Below are 14,897 nucleotides of genomic sequence, written 5' to 3' on the forward strand. Positions count from 1 at the left end.
GCGCGGCAATCGTGTCAGTAGCGCTTTTCGGCAGCCGAGTGCCGGCCGGCGCGCATTACTGGCCGTAAAAGACCCGCTCGAAAACTGCCCGGGCCCGCCGGCTCAGCCGGAGGTAGTCCTCTTCGAGCGCCGCGGCGTTGCCCTGACCGTACCCGCACCAGCGGGCCACCGCCTCGAGGTCGCGGCGGGACGAGGGCAGCAGGTCCGAGGATCGGCCGGTCCAGATGACGTTGGCCGACCGGATCCGGCTCGCCAGCCGCCAGGCCCGGAGCAGGACCACAGTGTCCCCCGCGTCTATGAGGTCCAAAGCAGCAGCAGCCTCGAGGGCCTCCACAGTGGACGTGGTCCGCAGCTCCGGGTGCGTGCCGGCGTGCTGAAGCTGGAGCAGCTGGGCCAGCCATTCGACGTCGCTCAGCCCGCCCCGGCCAAGCTTCAGGTGCCGGGCGGGATCGGCCCCGCGCGGCAGGCGCTCCGCCTCGACCCTGGCCTTGACCCGCCGGACTTCCCGCACGTCCTGGTCAGACAGCGACTCCGGGTACCGGACGGTATCGATCAGCGCCACAAAATCCTCGGCCAGGACATCGTCGCCGGCCATCGGGCGCGCCCGCAGCAGCGCCTGGGCTTCCCAGACGAGGGACCAACGGCGGTAGTACTCGGCATAGGACTCCAGGGTGCGCACCATGGGTCCGCTCTTGCCCTCGGGACGCAGGTCCGCGTCCACCGCCAGCACCCGTTCGGCGAGGATCGCCGGCTTGAGCGGCTGGGTCAGCAGGCTGGAGAGCTTGCCTACGATCTGCACGGCCTGCGCCTGTGCCTCCTCTTCCGGCACGCCGGGGAGCCCGCGGTGGACGTACATGACGTCGGCGTCCGAGCCGTAGCCGATCTCACGGCCGCCCTGGCGGCCCATCGCGACCACCAGCACGTGCGTCTTCAGCGGCTCCTCGGCGGTGATGATCGTCTCCGCCACGCGCAGCGCCCCCAGGACGGCCGCGCGGTCCGTGTCGGCGAGGGCTGCCCCCACCTGGTCCTGGTCCAGCAGGCCCTCACTGTCCGCAATGGCCACCCGCAGGATTTCCCTGCGCCGGATCAGCCGGATCAGCCGCATGGCGCTCTCCGGATCCGCGTGCCGGGACATCTTCGAGGTGATCTCAAGCCATTGGGATTCGAAGCTGAGCGGCACCAGTTCCTTGTCCGTGCCCAGCCAAGCCACGGACTCGGGCGAAACCTCCAGCAGGTCCGCGATCAGCCGGGAGTTGGCGAGAACGTGGCAGAGCCGCTCGGCCGCGGCCGTCGAATCCCGGAGCATGCCCAGGTACCAGTGCGTCGTGCCAAGGGCCTCGCTGACGCGCCGGAAGGCGAGCAGCCCGGCGTCGGGGTCCACGCCGTCCGCGAGCCAGTCCAGCAAAATGGGCAGGAGCTGGCGCTGGAGTGCGGCGCGCCGGCTGACGCCGGCCGTGAGGGCCTCGATGTGCCGCATGGCCCCGGGGGGATCGAGGTAGCCGAGCGCCGCGAGGCGGCCTTGGGCGGCTTCCGGCGTCAGGCGCGCCTCTTCGCTGCTCAGGGTGGCGACGGTGTTGAGCAGCGGGCGGTAGAAAATGCGTTCGTGGAGTTCCCGCACGGAGCGCTTGGTCTTGCGCCAGGCGGCCACCAGGGCGTCCGGCTTGGGCCGCTCGGCCGAGAACGGTCCCAGGACAGCCTTGGCCAGGGAGCGCAACGACGCTTCGTTCACGGGCATGAGGTGGGTCCGGCGCAGCTGGAACAGCTGGATCCGGTGTTCGAGCAGGCGCAGGTAGCGGTAGTCGCGGTCGAACTCGGCGGCGTCCGAGCGGCCGATGTAGCCGCCGGCGGAGAGCGCGGCGATGGCCGAGGTGGTGTCCCGGCAGCGCAGCGATTCATCGGACTTGCCGTGCACGAGTTGGAGCAGCTGGACGGTGAATTCGACGTCGCGAAGTCCTCCGCGGCCCAGCTTGATCTGCCGCTGTTCCTCCTCGGCTGGAATGTGCTCGGTGACGCGGCGGCGCATGGCGCGGACGGATTCGACGAAGCCTTCCCGGCCGGCCGAGGACCAAATGAGGGGCGTCACGGCCGCTTCGTAACGGGCGCCCAGCTCGGGGTCGCCGGCAATGGTCCGGGCTTTCAGGAGGGCCTGGAATTCCCAGCTCTCGGCCCAGCGCGCGTAATAGTTTTCGTGCGAGGCGAGGGTACGGACCAGCGGCCCGGACTTTCCCTCGGGCCGGAGGTTTGCATCCACTTCCCACAGCCCGGGTTCGCGGCTCGTGGACATGATCGCCCGCGAGATCCCGGAAGCCAGGACCGTGCCGATGGTGGTGGCCCGGGTGTCCTCCAGCGCGCCGGAATCAATCACGTAGATGACGTCGACGTCGGAGATGTAGTTCAGTTCGCGGGCACCGCACTTGCCCATGCCGATCACGGCGAGACCGACGTCGGCCACCTCCGCGGCGTCGAACTTCTCCGCTGCCTCCGCCCGGGACACGGCGAGGGCCGCCTCAAGGGCGGCGCCAGCGAGATCTGCCAGTTCCGCACCCGCAGCCGGCATGAAGTCCAGCGGATCGGCTGCGCACAGGTCCTTGATGGCGAGTTCCACGAGCCCGCGCCGGTAGGCGGTCCGCAGGGCGGCGTAGGCGTCCTGTCCGCTAAGGGCCGCCACCGGCCGGGCCGCCTTGGGGTCGGCCCGCACCGACTGCAGCAGCCGGGCCCGGAGGGTCACGGCGTCCGCGGCCAGCGGTTCGGGGCTGATCCGCACCTCGAAGGCGTCGAGGTGCTCGGGGTGGCGGATGAGGAATTCCCCGAGCGCCTCGGACGCCCCCAGGACCCTGTACAGCGGTTCGCTGCTTTCCGGGTCCGCGACGGCAAGCTTGCGCAGCTCCGGGTGCTTCTCGATCAGCCGGACCAGGGACTGCAGGGCCGTGTCCGGGTTCGCCGCCAGCTGCAGCCCCGCGAACAGGGCATCCTGGTCGAGCCCCTCCAGTTCCCGGGCCGCCAGAAACCGCTCGCCCTTGTCGAGATCGCTGAAGCCGGCGGCAATGAGGCGTCGTGCCAGGCTCATTGGGGCAGCCTACAGAATGCCGAGATTGCGTTGCAGCTCGTACGGCGTCACCTGGAGGCGGTAGTCCTGCCATTCTGCGCGCTTGTTGCGCAGGAAGTGCTCGAACACCTGCTCGCCCAGGATCTGCGGCATGAGTTCGGAATCCTCCATGGTCCGGATGGCGTCGTGCAGGCTCGCCGGCAGCGGGTCGTGGCCCATGGCGCGGCGTTCCGCCGAGCTCAGCGACCAGATGTCGTCCTCTGCCGCTGCGGGGAGCTGGTAGCCCTCCTCGATGCCCTTAAGGCCGGCGCCGAGGAGCACGGCGTAGGCCAGGTAGGGGTTGGCGGCGGAGTCGATGCCGCGGTATTCGATCCGCGCGGACTGGCCCTTGCCGGGCTTATACAGCGGGACGCGGACCAGCGCGGAGCGGTTGTTGTGGCCCCAGCTCAGGTAGCTCGGCGCCTCTCCCCCGCCCCAGAGCCGCTTGTAGGAGTTCACGAACTGGTTGGTCACCGCCGTGAATTCGGGTGCGTGCTTGAGGATGCCGGCAATGAACTGGCGCGCCGTCTCGGAAAGCTGGAACTCTGCACCGGCCTCGTAGAAGGCGTTGGTGTCCCCTTCAAAGAGCGAGAAGTGCGTGTGCATGCCCGAACCCGGGTGGGCGGTGAAGGGCTTGGGCATGAAGGTGGCATACGTGCCCTGTTGCAGAGCGACTTCCTTGATGACCGTCCGGAACGTCATGATGTTGTCCGCGGTCTGCAGGGCGTCCGCGTAGCGCAGGTCGATCTCGTTCTGGCCCGGCCCGGCCTCGTGGTGGCTGAACTCCACGGAGATGCCGACGGATTCGAGCATGGTCACGGCGGTCCGGCGGAAGTCCTGGGCCACGCCGCCCGGGACGTGGTCAAAGTAGCCGCCCTCGTCCACAGGGATGGGCGATCCGTCGGGGCCCGGCTGCTGGGACTTGAGCAGGTAGAACTCGATCTCGGGATGGGTGTAGCAGGTGAAGCCCATGTCCGCGGCCTTGGCCAGCGTGCGCTTGAGGACGTTGCGCGGGTCCGCTGCGGAGGGTTCGCCGTCGGGTGTCAGGATGTCGCAGAACATCCGGGAGGTGGCCTCAGTCTCCCCGCGCCACGGCAGGATCTGGAACGTGGCCGGATCCGGCTGGGCGAGCATGTCGGATTCAAAGACGCGGGCAAGGCCCTCAATCGATGACCCGTCGAATCCGAGTCCTTCCTCAAAGGCGCCTTCCACCTCGGCCGGGGCCAGGGCCACGGACTTGAGCGATCCCACGACGTCGGTGAACCAAAGGCGCACAAACCGCACATCGCGCTCTTCGATCGTCCGCAGGACAAACTCTTGCTGGCGGTCCATACTGGCCTCTTTCCGGTTCTTCCATCCGCCCCAGGCCCGCCATTCATGGGCCCCGCGGCTGCTCACCGTTCACTTTACTAAGCATTGCCAACGATTGCTGAAGCCGGACCCCCGCGTAACACACCGTTAACACAACGGCCGCCGATTTCGCTGCGTGCGGCGGCGCTGCGCCGCCCCCTGGACCATGCATGTGACGTGATTCACTGACAGCCGGGATGTCCCCCGGTAGCTGTGTCGACCCGTATCGCACTACGCTCGTGGCATGGCCACCAGCAACAGCTCTGATTCCAGCACGCCCGCCGAACTTGCGGCGCCCTACGGCAACGGCCCGGCAGCTGCTTCCGCGGCCGTCCCCTCCGGAACCACGGGCACCAGTGCGGGATCGGCGGACGCGTCCCGGAAACCGGCGGCCAGGATCCGCACGCATCACCTCCACCAGGCCAAGGTCCGTGGTGAGCGCTTCGCCATGCTCACCGCCTATGACCAGTACACCGCCGAGATTTTCGACCAGGCCGGCATCGAGGTGCTGCTGGTGGGCGATTCGGCCTCCAATAACGTCTTCGGCAACGAGACCAGCCTTCCCGTGACGGTGGACGAGCTCCTACCGCTGTGCCGGGCCGTCGCCCGCTCCGCCCGGCGGGCCCTAGTGGTCGCCGACCTGCCGTTCGGCAGCTATGAGGTCTCCGCCCAGCAGGCGGTGGCCACCGGCGTGCGGTTCCTCAAGGAGGGGCTGGCCCACGCGGTCAAGATCGAAGGCGGTAAGTTCTACGCCGAGACCGTCCGCGCCATGGTCCAGGCCGGCATCCCGGTCATGGCTCACATCGGCTTCACCCCGCAGAGCGAGCACGCCCTCGGCGGTTACCGCGTCCAGGGCCGCGGCGATGACGCCCAGCGGTTGATCGACGACGCCGTCGCGCTGGCCGACGCCGGCGCCTTCTGCGTATTGATGGAAATGGTCCCGGCCGCCACGGCGGCCGCCGTGGATGCCGCCGTCGAGGTTCCCACCGTCGGCATCGGCGCCGGCAGCGCCACCACCGGACAGGTCCTGGTCTGGCAGGACATGGCGGGCCTGCGCGGCGGAAAGATGGCGAAATTCGTGAAGCAGTACGCGGACCTGCGGGCCTCGCTCAGTGACGCGGCGAAGGCATACGGCGAGGACGTCCGTTCCGGCCAGTTCCCCGGTCCGGAGCACTCCTTCTAGCGGCACCTGCGGGCCTCGGTCCCCCCGGATCCGGGAATCAGCCCGCCGCCGGAGCCCACACCTCATCCTTTACGGACGATGTGTTGCGCGTCCGCTGAGGTCAGGCTGACCTTAAGGTCTGCATCAGGGCCTCAGCAGATGCTCCGCCGGCCCGGACGGTTTCATGCGCGAAGCGCAGGGTCCGGCTCCGGCGGACACGATTGGAGGAGTAGCGATGGACACGACTAACTTCTGGGACGTTCTCCTGTGGAGTTTCTGGTTCTTCATCTGGATCGCCGCATTGATGGTGTGGTTCCGCTGCCTGATTGACATGTTCAGCGACCACACGCTCAGCGGCTGGGCCAAGGCCGGCTGGGTAATACTGCTGGTCTTCGTGCCCTGGCTCGGCGCCCTTATCTACCTGATCGCCCGGGGCCGCAGCATGACCGATCGTCAGATGAAGGCGATAGCCGAGCAGCAGGCTGCCCAGCAGGAGTACATCAAGAAGGCCGCAGGCACGACATCCACTCCGGCCGCCCAGATCGCCGACGCCAAGGCGTTGCTCGATTCCGGAGCCATCGACCAGACCGAGTTTGATTCCCTTAAGGCCAAGGCCTTGGCCTGACGCTGGCTTGATGCGACGGTAACGCCCGGCATGAGAATCACCTGGCTTGGTCACTCCACGGTGGTTCTGGATCTCGACGGGGTGCGGGTCCTGACCGATCCGCTGCTTCGTCCCCATGCCGGGCTGCTGCGTCGCCTGGCACCGCGGCCGGAGCCGGCGTCGTGGAGCCGGCCGGACGTGGTGCTCCTCTCCCACCTGCACCACGACCACGCCGAGTTGCGCTCCCTGCGCATGCTGCGCGGGGCGGCGCTGATGAGCGCTCCGGCAAACGTGGCTTGGCTGCGCCGCCGAAAGCTGACGCACACAGTTCCGCTGGGCGACGACTGGACCCCGGTGGGCAACGGGGTCCAGATTCGCCAGGTCCCGGCCAAGCATCGCAGCCGCCCCATGCCACACCGCCCCAACGACGCCAATGGCCAGCTCGTGCGGGGCCCATCGGGCATCGTCTGGATCGCCGGGGACACGGGGCTGTATCCGGAGATGGCCGCGATTCCCGCCATGGCGGGAGGGCCGATCGATGTCGCCCTGGTACCGGTCTGGGGGTGGGGACCGCGGCTCTCGAAGGGGCACCTGTCGCCGGAGAGCGCCGTCCGGGCTGTCGCGATGAGCGGCGCGCGATTCGCCCTCCCGGTGCACTGGGGAACGCTGCACCCTCCGTTCTTCACACACTTTGCCCGGGGCTGGCTCGAGCAGCCCGGACAGCGGTTTGCGGACGCGATAGCGGAGCAGGCTCCTGGCTGCACGGCGGTGGTCCTCGCTCCCGGCCAGTCCTGGGTGACGCCCGCGTGAGCCACTGAACCGGTCTTCAGCCCAGTCAGGCAATCCCGCTAATTCAACCCAGTCATTCAACCCCGGGACGCCGTCGTGGTGCGCTGGCCGCAGGACTCGAGCATCGTCACCAGCACCCGGTGGAGCTCTCCGGCGCCTTCGATCCGCTCGGGCAGCCCCACCATGAGATCGGCCGGGCCGATCAGCACGGCGCGGTCCTGCCAACCGCCGAGGCCCCCGTGGGATCCGACGAGGCCTTCGAACGCTGAGACGTCGTCGGTCACGGGATCGACCGTGCTGTTGACGTACAGATCCGGTGCCTCGGGGTGCAGCAGCGCGCGGCCGAGCACTCGCGCCGCGTGGGACCCGAAGCCGGCCAACGGATCGGTGCCTTCGACCGCGCCACTGGCGATGTCGAGGCGCCCGCCGCTTCCGATCGCCCACGCCCGTCCGTCTTCATCGATGCCCGCGACAAAGCCGACGCCGGGATGGCCCGCCAGGCCGGGGATCAGGGCTGGCCACTGGCTCTCGAGGGCTTGGAGAGTCAGGCGCCGGTCGCCCCGCACGTAGACCAGGCCCAGGTTGCCGGAGCCCAACACGACCACAGGATCCTCGCCGTCGCCGCCTGAGCCAGAGGTCGGCCCTGCTGCCGTCTCCTGCGCCTTGGTCAGCACCTCGTCGGCACGGCCGGCCAGCTTCCCGGTCACCCCGCCGGCCGCGATGTCACCGGCGATGGAGTCCGCGCGGCCGAGCCCTTCGACGGACGCGTCCACGTTCTGAACGTGTTCGTTCATGAGTTCCGCGCACAGCTCGCCGAGCGCCTGGCCGTACCGGTCGGCGAACGGGGTGCCCTGGGACTGGCCGTGGTCCGAGAGCACCACCAGCCGATACCGGCGGGGCGCGGTCCCGGCGAGCTCGGCCAGGGATCCGAGCGTGCGGTCCAGGCCATCCAGGGCTGCGAGCGATTCGGGCCGGAACATGCCGGCGTGGTGGGCGATCTCGTCGTAGTCGACGTAGTCGACATAGATGCTCTTCGTGCCGCGACGCAGTTCCTCCGCCACCAAAGCCGTGTTTAGGTCCCGCAGCAGGCCGTTGGTGACTGCTCGGAGCAGGGCGAAGGTCCAGTCTCGATGCACCCGCGGGTTGAGGTCCCGTTTAACCTGCCTCCGGGCCTGCCAGCGCTCTTTGAGGATCTCCCCGACTGTCCGTGTGAAGCTGCGCATGAATCCATTCGGCGAAGCGAAAAACCAGGCGAACGCGCGGCGGGTTTCGGTGGAGCCGCGCCGGGCCTCCACCCGGCTCATCGTCAAGAGCGATCGGGGGGCGTCACCGGTGAATAAGTTGGAAATGGAGACGCCGTCGTCGCAGAGCAGGCCTTGGCCGGTGCTGTGCCGTTCCTCGATCACCCGGGCGTCCGCCGGACGGTTGGCCACCAGGACCCGTTTGAGCTCACGGTCATACCAGCGGAAGGCGGGGATCCCGTCTACGGTGCCGTGCAGAATGCCCAGCTGGCTGGCTGGCGTGGTGCAGGGCAGCTGCGGAGTCCATTCACGGAACTGGTAATCCCCCGACGTCAGCCACCGCCGGATATGGGGCACCGCCCCGGACTGGACCGCCCATTGCAACACCGGGAAGGGAACACCGTCGAGCTGCACGAACAGGATGCCGTCAATCTCTGGATCACTCACCGTTTCGTGCCGGCGTGCCCTTCCGGCCAGTGAGGTGATGAGCCCGTCATCAGTTCCGGCCGTGGTGGCCCACGAGATCAGCGTGCCCACAACGGCACTGACCCAGGTTGCGGCAAAAGCGGTCCATGCTGTTGACTCGATGCCGGGCACCAGTCTGATGGCGACGTACATGATCAGGGCCTGCCCTATGAAAGCAATCAGAAGCACCGCCAGCCAGCCCACCCTGGCGGAGACCTCCACCAGCGCGGGGCGGAGGATCAAACCGACGACGCCGGCCACCGCGGCGACGGCGGCGTAAGCCCACCAGCTGGTTGCCGAGAAGCCCGGCAGCAGCGCGCCGGTGACAATAAGGGCTAACGTCGAGGCAGCCCAGGCAAGGGCCAGCCTGGCCAGGTCGGTGACTCGGGCGCCGCGGGTGCGCAGAACGCTGGTCGGCATTTTCCCAGTATGGCTGGCCGCAACCGGCTGGCACTCACCCTCACAGGGTGAGAATGACGGGCGGAGAAAAATCCGTCCTTGTGCCCGGTGTCCGGTCTGCGACTGCCCGGGATGCCCTCACTGACCCGAGAGGCGGAGCGGGCTAGTCGTCGTCGTCCTTGTCCCACGCCTCGTTACGCGCCTTGACCTTTTCCAGCGCATGTTCGGCTTCCTCACGGGTCTTGTACGGCCCGATCAGCTGACTCCAGTCGGACATCGCGTCTTCCTCAATCTCATGAGTGTTGACGTTGTACCAGTATTCGGGCATCGGGCTTCCTCCACTGTTTGTCCCGCTGATTACCTGCGGTTATTCCTGCTGTTTCCGGTGGTAATTTCCGGTCACTGTTTTCCGGGCTCTGTTTTCCGGGCTCTGTTTTCCGGTCACTGTTTTCCGGTCACTGTTTTCCGGGCAAAGCCCGGGGGCTTATATGATCAATCTATGCCTTCTCTAGCCTCAACTGCACCCATCGGCACGCTTGTCCCGGGGACAGTGAGCCCGCAACTTCCCGTACCGCCGTCCATCCCGCGTCCGGAATACGTGGGCAAGCCGGCGCCGGCAAAGTTCACCGGCTCAGAGGTCAAGTCGGCAGAGATCATTGAAAAGATCCGGATCGCCTCCAAAATAGCTGCCCAGGCAATCGTTGAGGTCGGCAAGCACATCGAACCCGGCGTCACCACCGACGTCCTGGACCGGGTGGGCCACGAGTTCCTGCTGGACCACAACGCGTACCCGTCCACCCTCGGCTACCGGGGCTTTCCGAAATCCCTGTGTTCGTCCCTCAACGAGGTCATCTGCCACGGGATCCCGGACAGCACGGTGGTCCAGGACGGCGACATCCTCAACATCGACATCACGGCCTTCGTCGGCGGCGTTCACGGCGACACCAACTACACCTTCCTGGTCGGCGAGGTGGACGAGGAATCCCGCCTCCTCGTCGAGCGCACCCGGGAATCGCTGAACCGCGCCGTCCGGGCCGTAGCTCCGGGACGCGAGATCAACGTGATCGGCCGGACCATCGAGTCCTATGCAAAACGCTTCGGCTATGGCGTGGTCCGTGACTTTACCGGCCACGGCGTCGGCGAAGCTTTCCACACCGGGCTGATCATTCCGCACTACGACGCCGCGCCCGCATACAACACCACCATAGAAACCGGTATGGTGTTCACGATCGAGCCAATGCTGACCCTGGGCACCGTTGACTGGGACATGTGGGCCGATGAATGGACCGTGGTGACCCGCGACCGCAAGCGCACTGCCCAGTTCGAGCACACCCTGCTCGTCACGGAGTCCGGGGCCGAGGTCCTCACGCTGCCCTGACCGCCCGCTCCACACGCTGTTTCCCTGAACCTCCCGCTCTTTCACCTGCCGGCCCGCCCGGTCACCACAGCCCGCCCCTGCCACGAACGGAACGACATTGGCCAAGAAGGACGAAAAGTCGAAGAAGCACGCACCCCTGATCGGCATTGACATCGGCGGGACCGGTATCAAGGGCGGGATCGTGGACCTGAAGAAGGGGAAGCTGATCGGTGACCGCGTGCGCTTCCCCACGCCGCAGCCCTCCACCCCCGAGTCAGTGGCCGAAGTCGTCGCACTGGTTGTCGCTGAGCTCACGGCACGTCCTGACGCCCCCGATGCCAGCAGCCCCGTGGGAGTCACCTTCCCCGGCATCATTCAGCACGGCGTGGTCCACTCGGCCGCGAACGTGGACAAGTCCTGGCTGGAAGCCGACATCGATGGCATGCTCACGGCACGTCTGGGCCGCCCCGTGGAGGTCATCAACGACGCCGACGCCGCCGGCCTCGCCGAGGCCCGCTTCGGCGCCGGCGAGGGGATCGACGGCACCGTCCTGGTCATCACCCTTGGCACCGGCATCGGTTCAGCCTTCATCTTCGACGGCAAGCTGGTCCCCAACGCCGAGCTCGGCCACCTGGAGATCGACGGCTTCGACGCCGAGACCAAGGCTTCGGCCGTGGCACGTGAGCGCGACGGCCTCAGCTGGGAACAGTACAGCGTGCTGCTGCAGCGCTACTTCTCCCACGTGGAGTTCCTGTTCTCCCCCGAACTCTTCATCGTGGGCGGCGGCATCTCCAAGCGCGCCAACGAGTACCTGCCGCACCTGAAGCTCCGCACTCCGATCGTCCCGGCCGAGCTGAAGAACGACGCCGGGATCGTGGGCGCGGCCATCGAGATTGCGCTGAAGCACAAGCTGGCCAAATAAGGCCCCATGGGCTGTAAAAGCCAAATGAGCTATCACTCCGGGTCGTTCTGAACGCTGGGAACGACCCGGAGTGATAGCTCAATTTTTTGGAGCCGGTGGTGGCCGCGGCTTCCCCTCCGCTGCCACCACCGGAGTCTGTGGTGGATCCTAGGATCTAGTCACGAAACAGTCACTAGGTCAGATGAATCAAATGAATTACGACGGCGCCTGAAGCGGGCGTTTGTCCGGGCTCTTGCCGTCCCGGCCCTTGGTCTCGGCCTCGTGGCGAAGCAGGGAAATCGCCGATTCGAAGTCCTCCAGCGATTCGAAGGCCTGGTAGACGCTCGCGAACCGCAGGTAGGCGACCTCGTCCAGGCGCTGCAGCGGCTCCAGGATTGCCAGCCCGACTTCGTGGGCGTCGATCTCGGCGGCGCCTGAGCCCCGGATCGTTTCCTCGACTTCCTGCGCCAGCAGGGCCAGATCGTCTTCGGTGACCGGACGGCCCTGGCAGGCCTTGCGGACGCCGTTGATGACCTTGCTGCGGCTGAAGGGCTCGCCGACGCCGGAGCGCTTGATGACGGTCAGGCTGGTGGTTTCCACGGTGGTGAACCGACGGCCGCATTCGGGGCACTGACGGCGGCGGCGGATGGCGGAGCCGTCGTCGGCGATCCGGCTGTCCACAACGCGCGAATCAGGGTTTCGGCAGAACGGGCAATACATGTCGGTTCCTCCCCTGTCGCAATCCGCAGTCAGTGCTGTATCAGTCAGTGCTGAAACAGTGCAGTCAGCGCTGCCCTGTGTCCCCAGTTTACGACTACATGTAGCTGAATAACAAGCCTGTAATTACTACATGTAGTGGTCTGGGCCTGGCTACCGGGCGGCGAACCGCGCTGTGACGGCCTCGCCGTGGGCGGGAAGGTCCTCCGCGCCGGAGAGGCTGACGATGTGGCCGCTGACCTGCTCCAATGCGGAGCGGGTGTAGTTGATGACCTGGATGGCCCGCAGGAACGTTGTGACGTTCAGTCCGGAGGAGAAGGCCGCCGTGCCGCTGGTGGGCAGCACGTGGTTGGAGCCGGCGCAATAGTCGCCCAGGCTCACGGGGCTGTAGTCCCCCACGAAGATCGCGCCGGCGCTGCGGATCCGGCTGGCCACGCTGGCGGCATCGGCGGTCATGATTTCAAGGTGTTCGGCGGCGTATGCGTCACAGGCGGCGATGCCCTGTTCCAGGTCCTCGACCAGCACGACGCCGGACTGCGGGCCAGAGAGTGCCTCGAGGACCCGGCTGGAGTGCTTGGTGGCTGCGGCCTGATGTTCAAGTTCCACGCGGACGTCGGCAGCGAGGGCCTCGGAATCCGTGAACAGCACCGATGCGGCCTTTGGGTCGTGCTCTGCCTGGCTGATGAGGTCCGCGGCCACGAGGGCGGGATTGGCGGTGGAGTCCGCAAGGATCGCAATTTCCGTGGTGCCGGCCTCGGAATCGATCCCGACAACGCCCTTGACCAGCCGCTTGGCGGTCGCCACGAAGATATTGCCCGGGCCGGTCACGACATCCACGGGGTCGATCCCGGGGAGCTTGCCGGCGTCGGATGTGTCGGACGAATCCGCCGGGATGCCGTAGGCAAACGCGGCGATGGCCTGCGCCCCGCCGATCGCGTAGACCTCTTCAATGCCCAGCAGGCAGGCCGCGGCCAGGATCGTGGGGTGCGGGAGGCCGCCGAAATCCTTTTGCGGCGGTGAAGCCAGGGCAATCGATTCGACGCCGGCGGCCAGGGCCGGGACCACGTTCATGATCACCGAGGACGGGTAGACAGCCAGGCCGCCGGGGACGTAGAGCCCCACACGGGCCACCGGCACCCAGTTTTGGCTGACGACGGCACCAACGCCCAGTTCGACGTCGATGTTCGCCGGGCGCTGGGCGTCGGCGAAGGCGCGCGCCCGCTTGATGGACTCCTCGAGTGCCGCGCGTACGGCGGGATCCAGGCCCTCAAGGGCCGCACGCAGGGCCTCGGCCGGGACCCGGGGGTGCGCCTGCTCGACGCCGTCGAAGGCCAGTGCCAGCTCCCGGAGTGCGCCGAAGCCCCGAGTTCGGACGGCGGAGATGATGTCCAGGACCTTGCCCTCGGCGTCGGCCATGGTGCCGGACTGTGCCCGGGGCACCGCAGCGCGGAGTCCGGCGAGGGACAGTTGCGCACCGCGCACGTCCACCGTGCGGAAGTTGAGGGCGGTCATCGGGGTGACGGGGCTGTCAGGAGTTAGGCTCACCCGATCATTTTACGTGTCCCGCCGCGGCGGTCTGGCACTGGCGTCAGCGGCGGGGTTTGCCGCCGGAGCCAGGGAAGAGGCTGTTCAGGAAGATGGCCAGGGCAATCGCCGCGGGCCAGATGACGAGGACCGCATAGGAGCGCAGTGAGAAGGCGACGCTGGTGCTGGCCGAGGTATCTGCCGGCGCTCCCCACCACTGGGCGCTCAGCACGCCGGTTCCCCACGCTAGGAGCGCCCCGGCCGCGCCGGCGAGGACCACCAGGATGACGGTGCCGGCGCCGGGCTGGTGGTGCTTGTTGCCGGCCACGAAGGACCCGGCGATGCACCCGGCGAGCAGGCACAGCCCTGCCAGCACCAGGTCCCTGGGCAGCCAGGTGGCGGTGTTGCTGCCGGCGGCGAGGTCCGGGTTGCCCGTCAGGAGATTCAGGCCCGACGGCGCCAGCAGCCACCAGAGCAATCCCACCGGGACGCCGGCGGCCGCGATGACCGCGGCCTTTCGCCATGGGGTCCCGCCGGGTCCGCGGTGCTGCTCGGGATTCTCGGGCGGGACCGGCTGCGCGGGCTCCCCGGAGTGGTGGACGGGGCCGTCTACTGCGGGCTGTGTCATGCAACAAACCGTAACAAGGATTCTGCCGGCGCATGGCGAAGCCCCGGCAGCACATGACGGCGGAAGTAAACAAAATGCCCTACCTCGATCACCGGCGCAATACGCTGGCAGAGTAGGAAGTACCACACGCACGTGCAGCAGGGAGTTGGATCGCAGTGGCCACAGATGAAGGAATCTTCGAGGGAACGTTCAAGGAAATGTTCCGCCGGCACGCGGCGGGCGTGGCCATCATCACGGCCAACCACAACGGCGTGCCGTTCGGATTCACGGCAACCTCAGTGGCCTCGCTGTCCGCCAAACCGCCGCGCTTCACGTTCAATATGGCCAGGACCTCCAGCTCGTGGCCGGCAGTGGCGAACACGACTTACATTGGCGTGCACATGCTCGGGCTGGAGAACCAGGAACTCGCCGACCGTTTCGCCCGGGCCGGCAACCGGTTCGACGGCGACCACTGGGAGCTCGGACCCCACGAGGTGCCCGTGCTCAAGGGAGTCAGCGGCTGGCTGATCGGCAAAGTCCAGATGCGGCTCTCCTTCGAGAACAACGCCGTTGTGGTGGTTGAGGTGGTGGAGGGCCAGGTCGGCGAAGACGGCACTCCCCTGCTCTACCACTCCGGGGCCTACAGCCAGCCCGTTCCGCTCGACTACGAAATTTGAGCGCCGAGACCTGAAGGCC

General features: G+C 67.4%; 13 protein-coding genes. 6 read left to right on the forward strand and 7 right to left on the reverse strand.

What is annotated here, in order from left to right; genetic code table 11:
- Positions 1 to 55 precede the first annotated feature (55 nt).
- On the reverse strand, positions 56 to 3,067 hold the full coding sequence (locus AC1DEM_RS13590; protein ID WP_476884859.1) for a bifunctional [glutamine synthetase] adenylyltransferase/[glutamine synthetase]-adenylyl-L-tyrosine phosphorylase: 3,012 nt from the start codon (positions 3,065 to 3,067) through the stop codon (positions 56 to 58).
- Between the two features lie 9 nt (positions 3,068 to 3,076).
- Positions 3,077 to 4,417 (reverse strand): type I glutamate--ammonia ligase, encoded by a 1,341-nt coding sequence (glnA, locus tag AC1DEM_RS13595; RefSeq protein WP_277526911.1) that lies wholly within the window; start codon positions 4,415 to 4,417, stop codon positions 3,077 to 3,079.
- Between the two features lie 262 nt (positions 4,418 to 4,679).
- Here glnA and panB point away from each other — a divergent pair, with 262 nt between their 5' ends.
- From panB to AC1DEM_RS13610, 3 genes are all read left to right on the forward strand, one after another.
- Positions 4,680 to 5,618, forward strand: coding sequence for a 3-methyl-2-oxobutanoate hydroxymethyltransferase (panB, locus tag AC1DEM_RS13600; RefSeq protein WP_476884860.1), 939 nt, complete (start codon positions 4,680 to 4,682; stop codon positions 5,616 to 5,618).
- Positions 5,619 to 5,832: 214 nt separating this feature from the next.
- A complete protein-coding gene (locus AC1DEM_RS13605; protein ID WP_476884861.1) occupies positions 5,833 to 6,222 on the forward strand; it encodes an SHOCT domain-containing protein in 390 nt (129 codons plus the stop codon).
- A 30-nt stretch (positions 6,223 to 6,252) separates the two neighbouring features.
- The gene (locus AC1DEM_RS13610; RefSeq protein ID WP_476884862.1) at positions 6,253 to 7,011 is read left to right on the forward strand and encodes an MBL fold metallo-hydrolase; all 759 of its coding nucleotides are present in this window, start codon (positions 6,253 to 6,255) and stop codon (positions 7,009 to 7,011) included.
- A 56-nt stretch (positions 7,012 to 7,067) separates the two neighbouring features.
- On the opposite strand, the gene AC1DEM_RS13615 is transcribed toward AC1DEM_RS13610, so the two are convergent.
- Positions 7,068 to 9,116: an alkaline phosphatase family protein gene (locus AC1DEM_RS13615; RefSeq protein ID WP_476884863.1), complete on the reverse strand. Its 2,049-nt coding sequence runs from the start codon at positions 9,114 to 9,116 to the stop codon at positions 7,068 to 7,070.
- Positions 9,117 to 9,258: 142 nt separating this feature from the next.
- Positions 9,259 to 9,423, reverse strand: coding sequence for an SPOR domain-containing protein (locus AC1DEM_RS13620; RefSeq protein ID WP_476884864.1), 165 nt, complete (start codon positions 9,421 to 9,423; stop codon positions 9,259 to 9,261).
- 171 nt (positions 9,424 to 9,594) lie between these two features.
- On the opposite strand from AC1DEM_RS13620, the gene map reads away from it, so the two are divergent.
- Both map and ppgK read left to right on the forward strand, forming a co-directional pair.
- Positions 9,595 to 10,473, forward strand: a complete 879-nt coding sequence (map, locus tag AC1DEM_RS13625) for a type I methionyl aminopeptidase (RefSeq protein WP_476884865.1) — start codon at positions 9,595 to 9,597, stop codon at positions 10,471 to 10,473.
- A gap of 97 nt (positions 10,474 to 10,570) precedes the next feature.
- On the forward strand, positions 10,571 to 11,374 hold the full coding sequence (gene ppgK / locus AC1DEM_RS13630) for a polyphosphate--glucose phosphotransferase (protein WP_476884866.1): 804 nt from the start codon (positions 10,571 to 10,573) through the stop codon (positions 11,372 to 11,374).
- Positions 11,375 to 11,569: 195 nt separating this feature from the next.
- Here the strand turns inward: ppgK and nrdR are convergent, their stop codons facing one another.
- The 3 genes from nrdR to AC1DEM_RS13645 all read right to left on the reverse strand — a co-directional run bounded on the left by nrdR (position 11,570) and on the right by AC1DEM_RS13645 (position 14,222).
- The gene (gene nrdR / locus AC1DEM_RS13635; protein ID WP_277526903.1) at positions 11,570 to 12,073 is read right to left on the reverse strand and encodes a transcriptional regulator NrdR; all 504 of its coding nucleotides are present in this window, start codon (positions 12,071 to 12,073) and stop codon (positions 11,570 to 11,572) included.
- 150 nt (positions 12,074 to 12,223) lie between these two features.
- Entirely contained in the window at positions 12,224 to 13,582 is a 1,359-nt protein-coding gene (hisD, locus tag AC1DEM_RS13640; RefSeq protein WP_476884944.1) for a histidinol dehydrogenase, read from the reverse strand.
- Positions 13,583 to 13,658: 76 nt separating this feature from the next.
- The gene (locus tag AC1DEM_RS13645) at positions 13,659 to 14,222 is read right to left on the reverse strand and encodes a hypothetical protein (protein ID WP_476884867.1); all 564 of its coding nucleotides are present in this window, start codon (positions 14,220 to 14,222) and stop codon (positions 13,659 to 13,661) included.
- Between the two features lie 197 nt (positions 14,223 to 14,419).
- Here AC1DEM_RS13645 and AC1DEM_RS13650 point away from each other — a divergent pair, with 197 nt between their 5' ends.
- A complete protein-coding gene (locus tag AC1DEM_RS13650; RefSeq protein ID WP_476884945.1) occupies positions 14,420 to 14,878 on the forward strand; it encodes a flavin reductase family protein in 459 nt (152 codons plus the stop codon).
- The last annotated feature ends 19 nt before the right edge of the window (positions 14,879 to 14,897 follow it).

The sequence above is a fragment of the Arthrobacter sp. 05T420 genome, assembly GCF_056396305.1.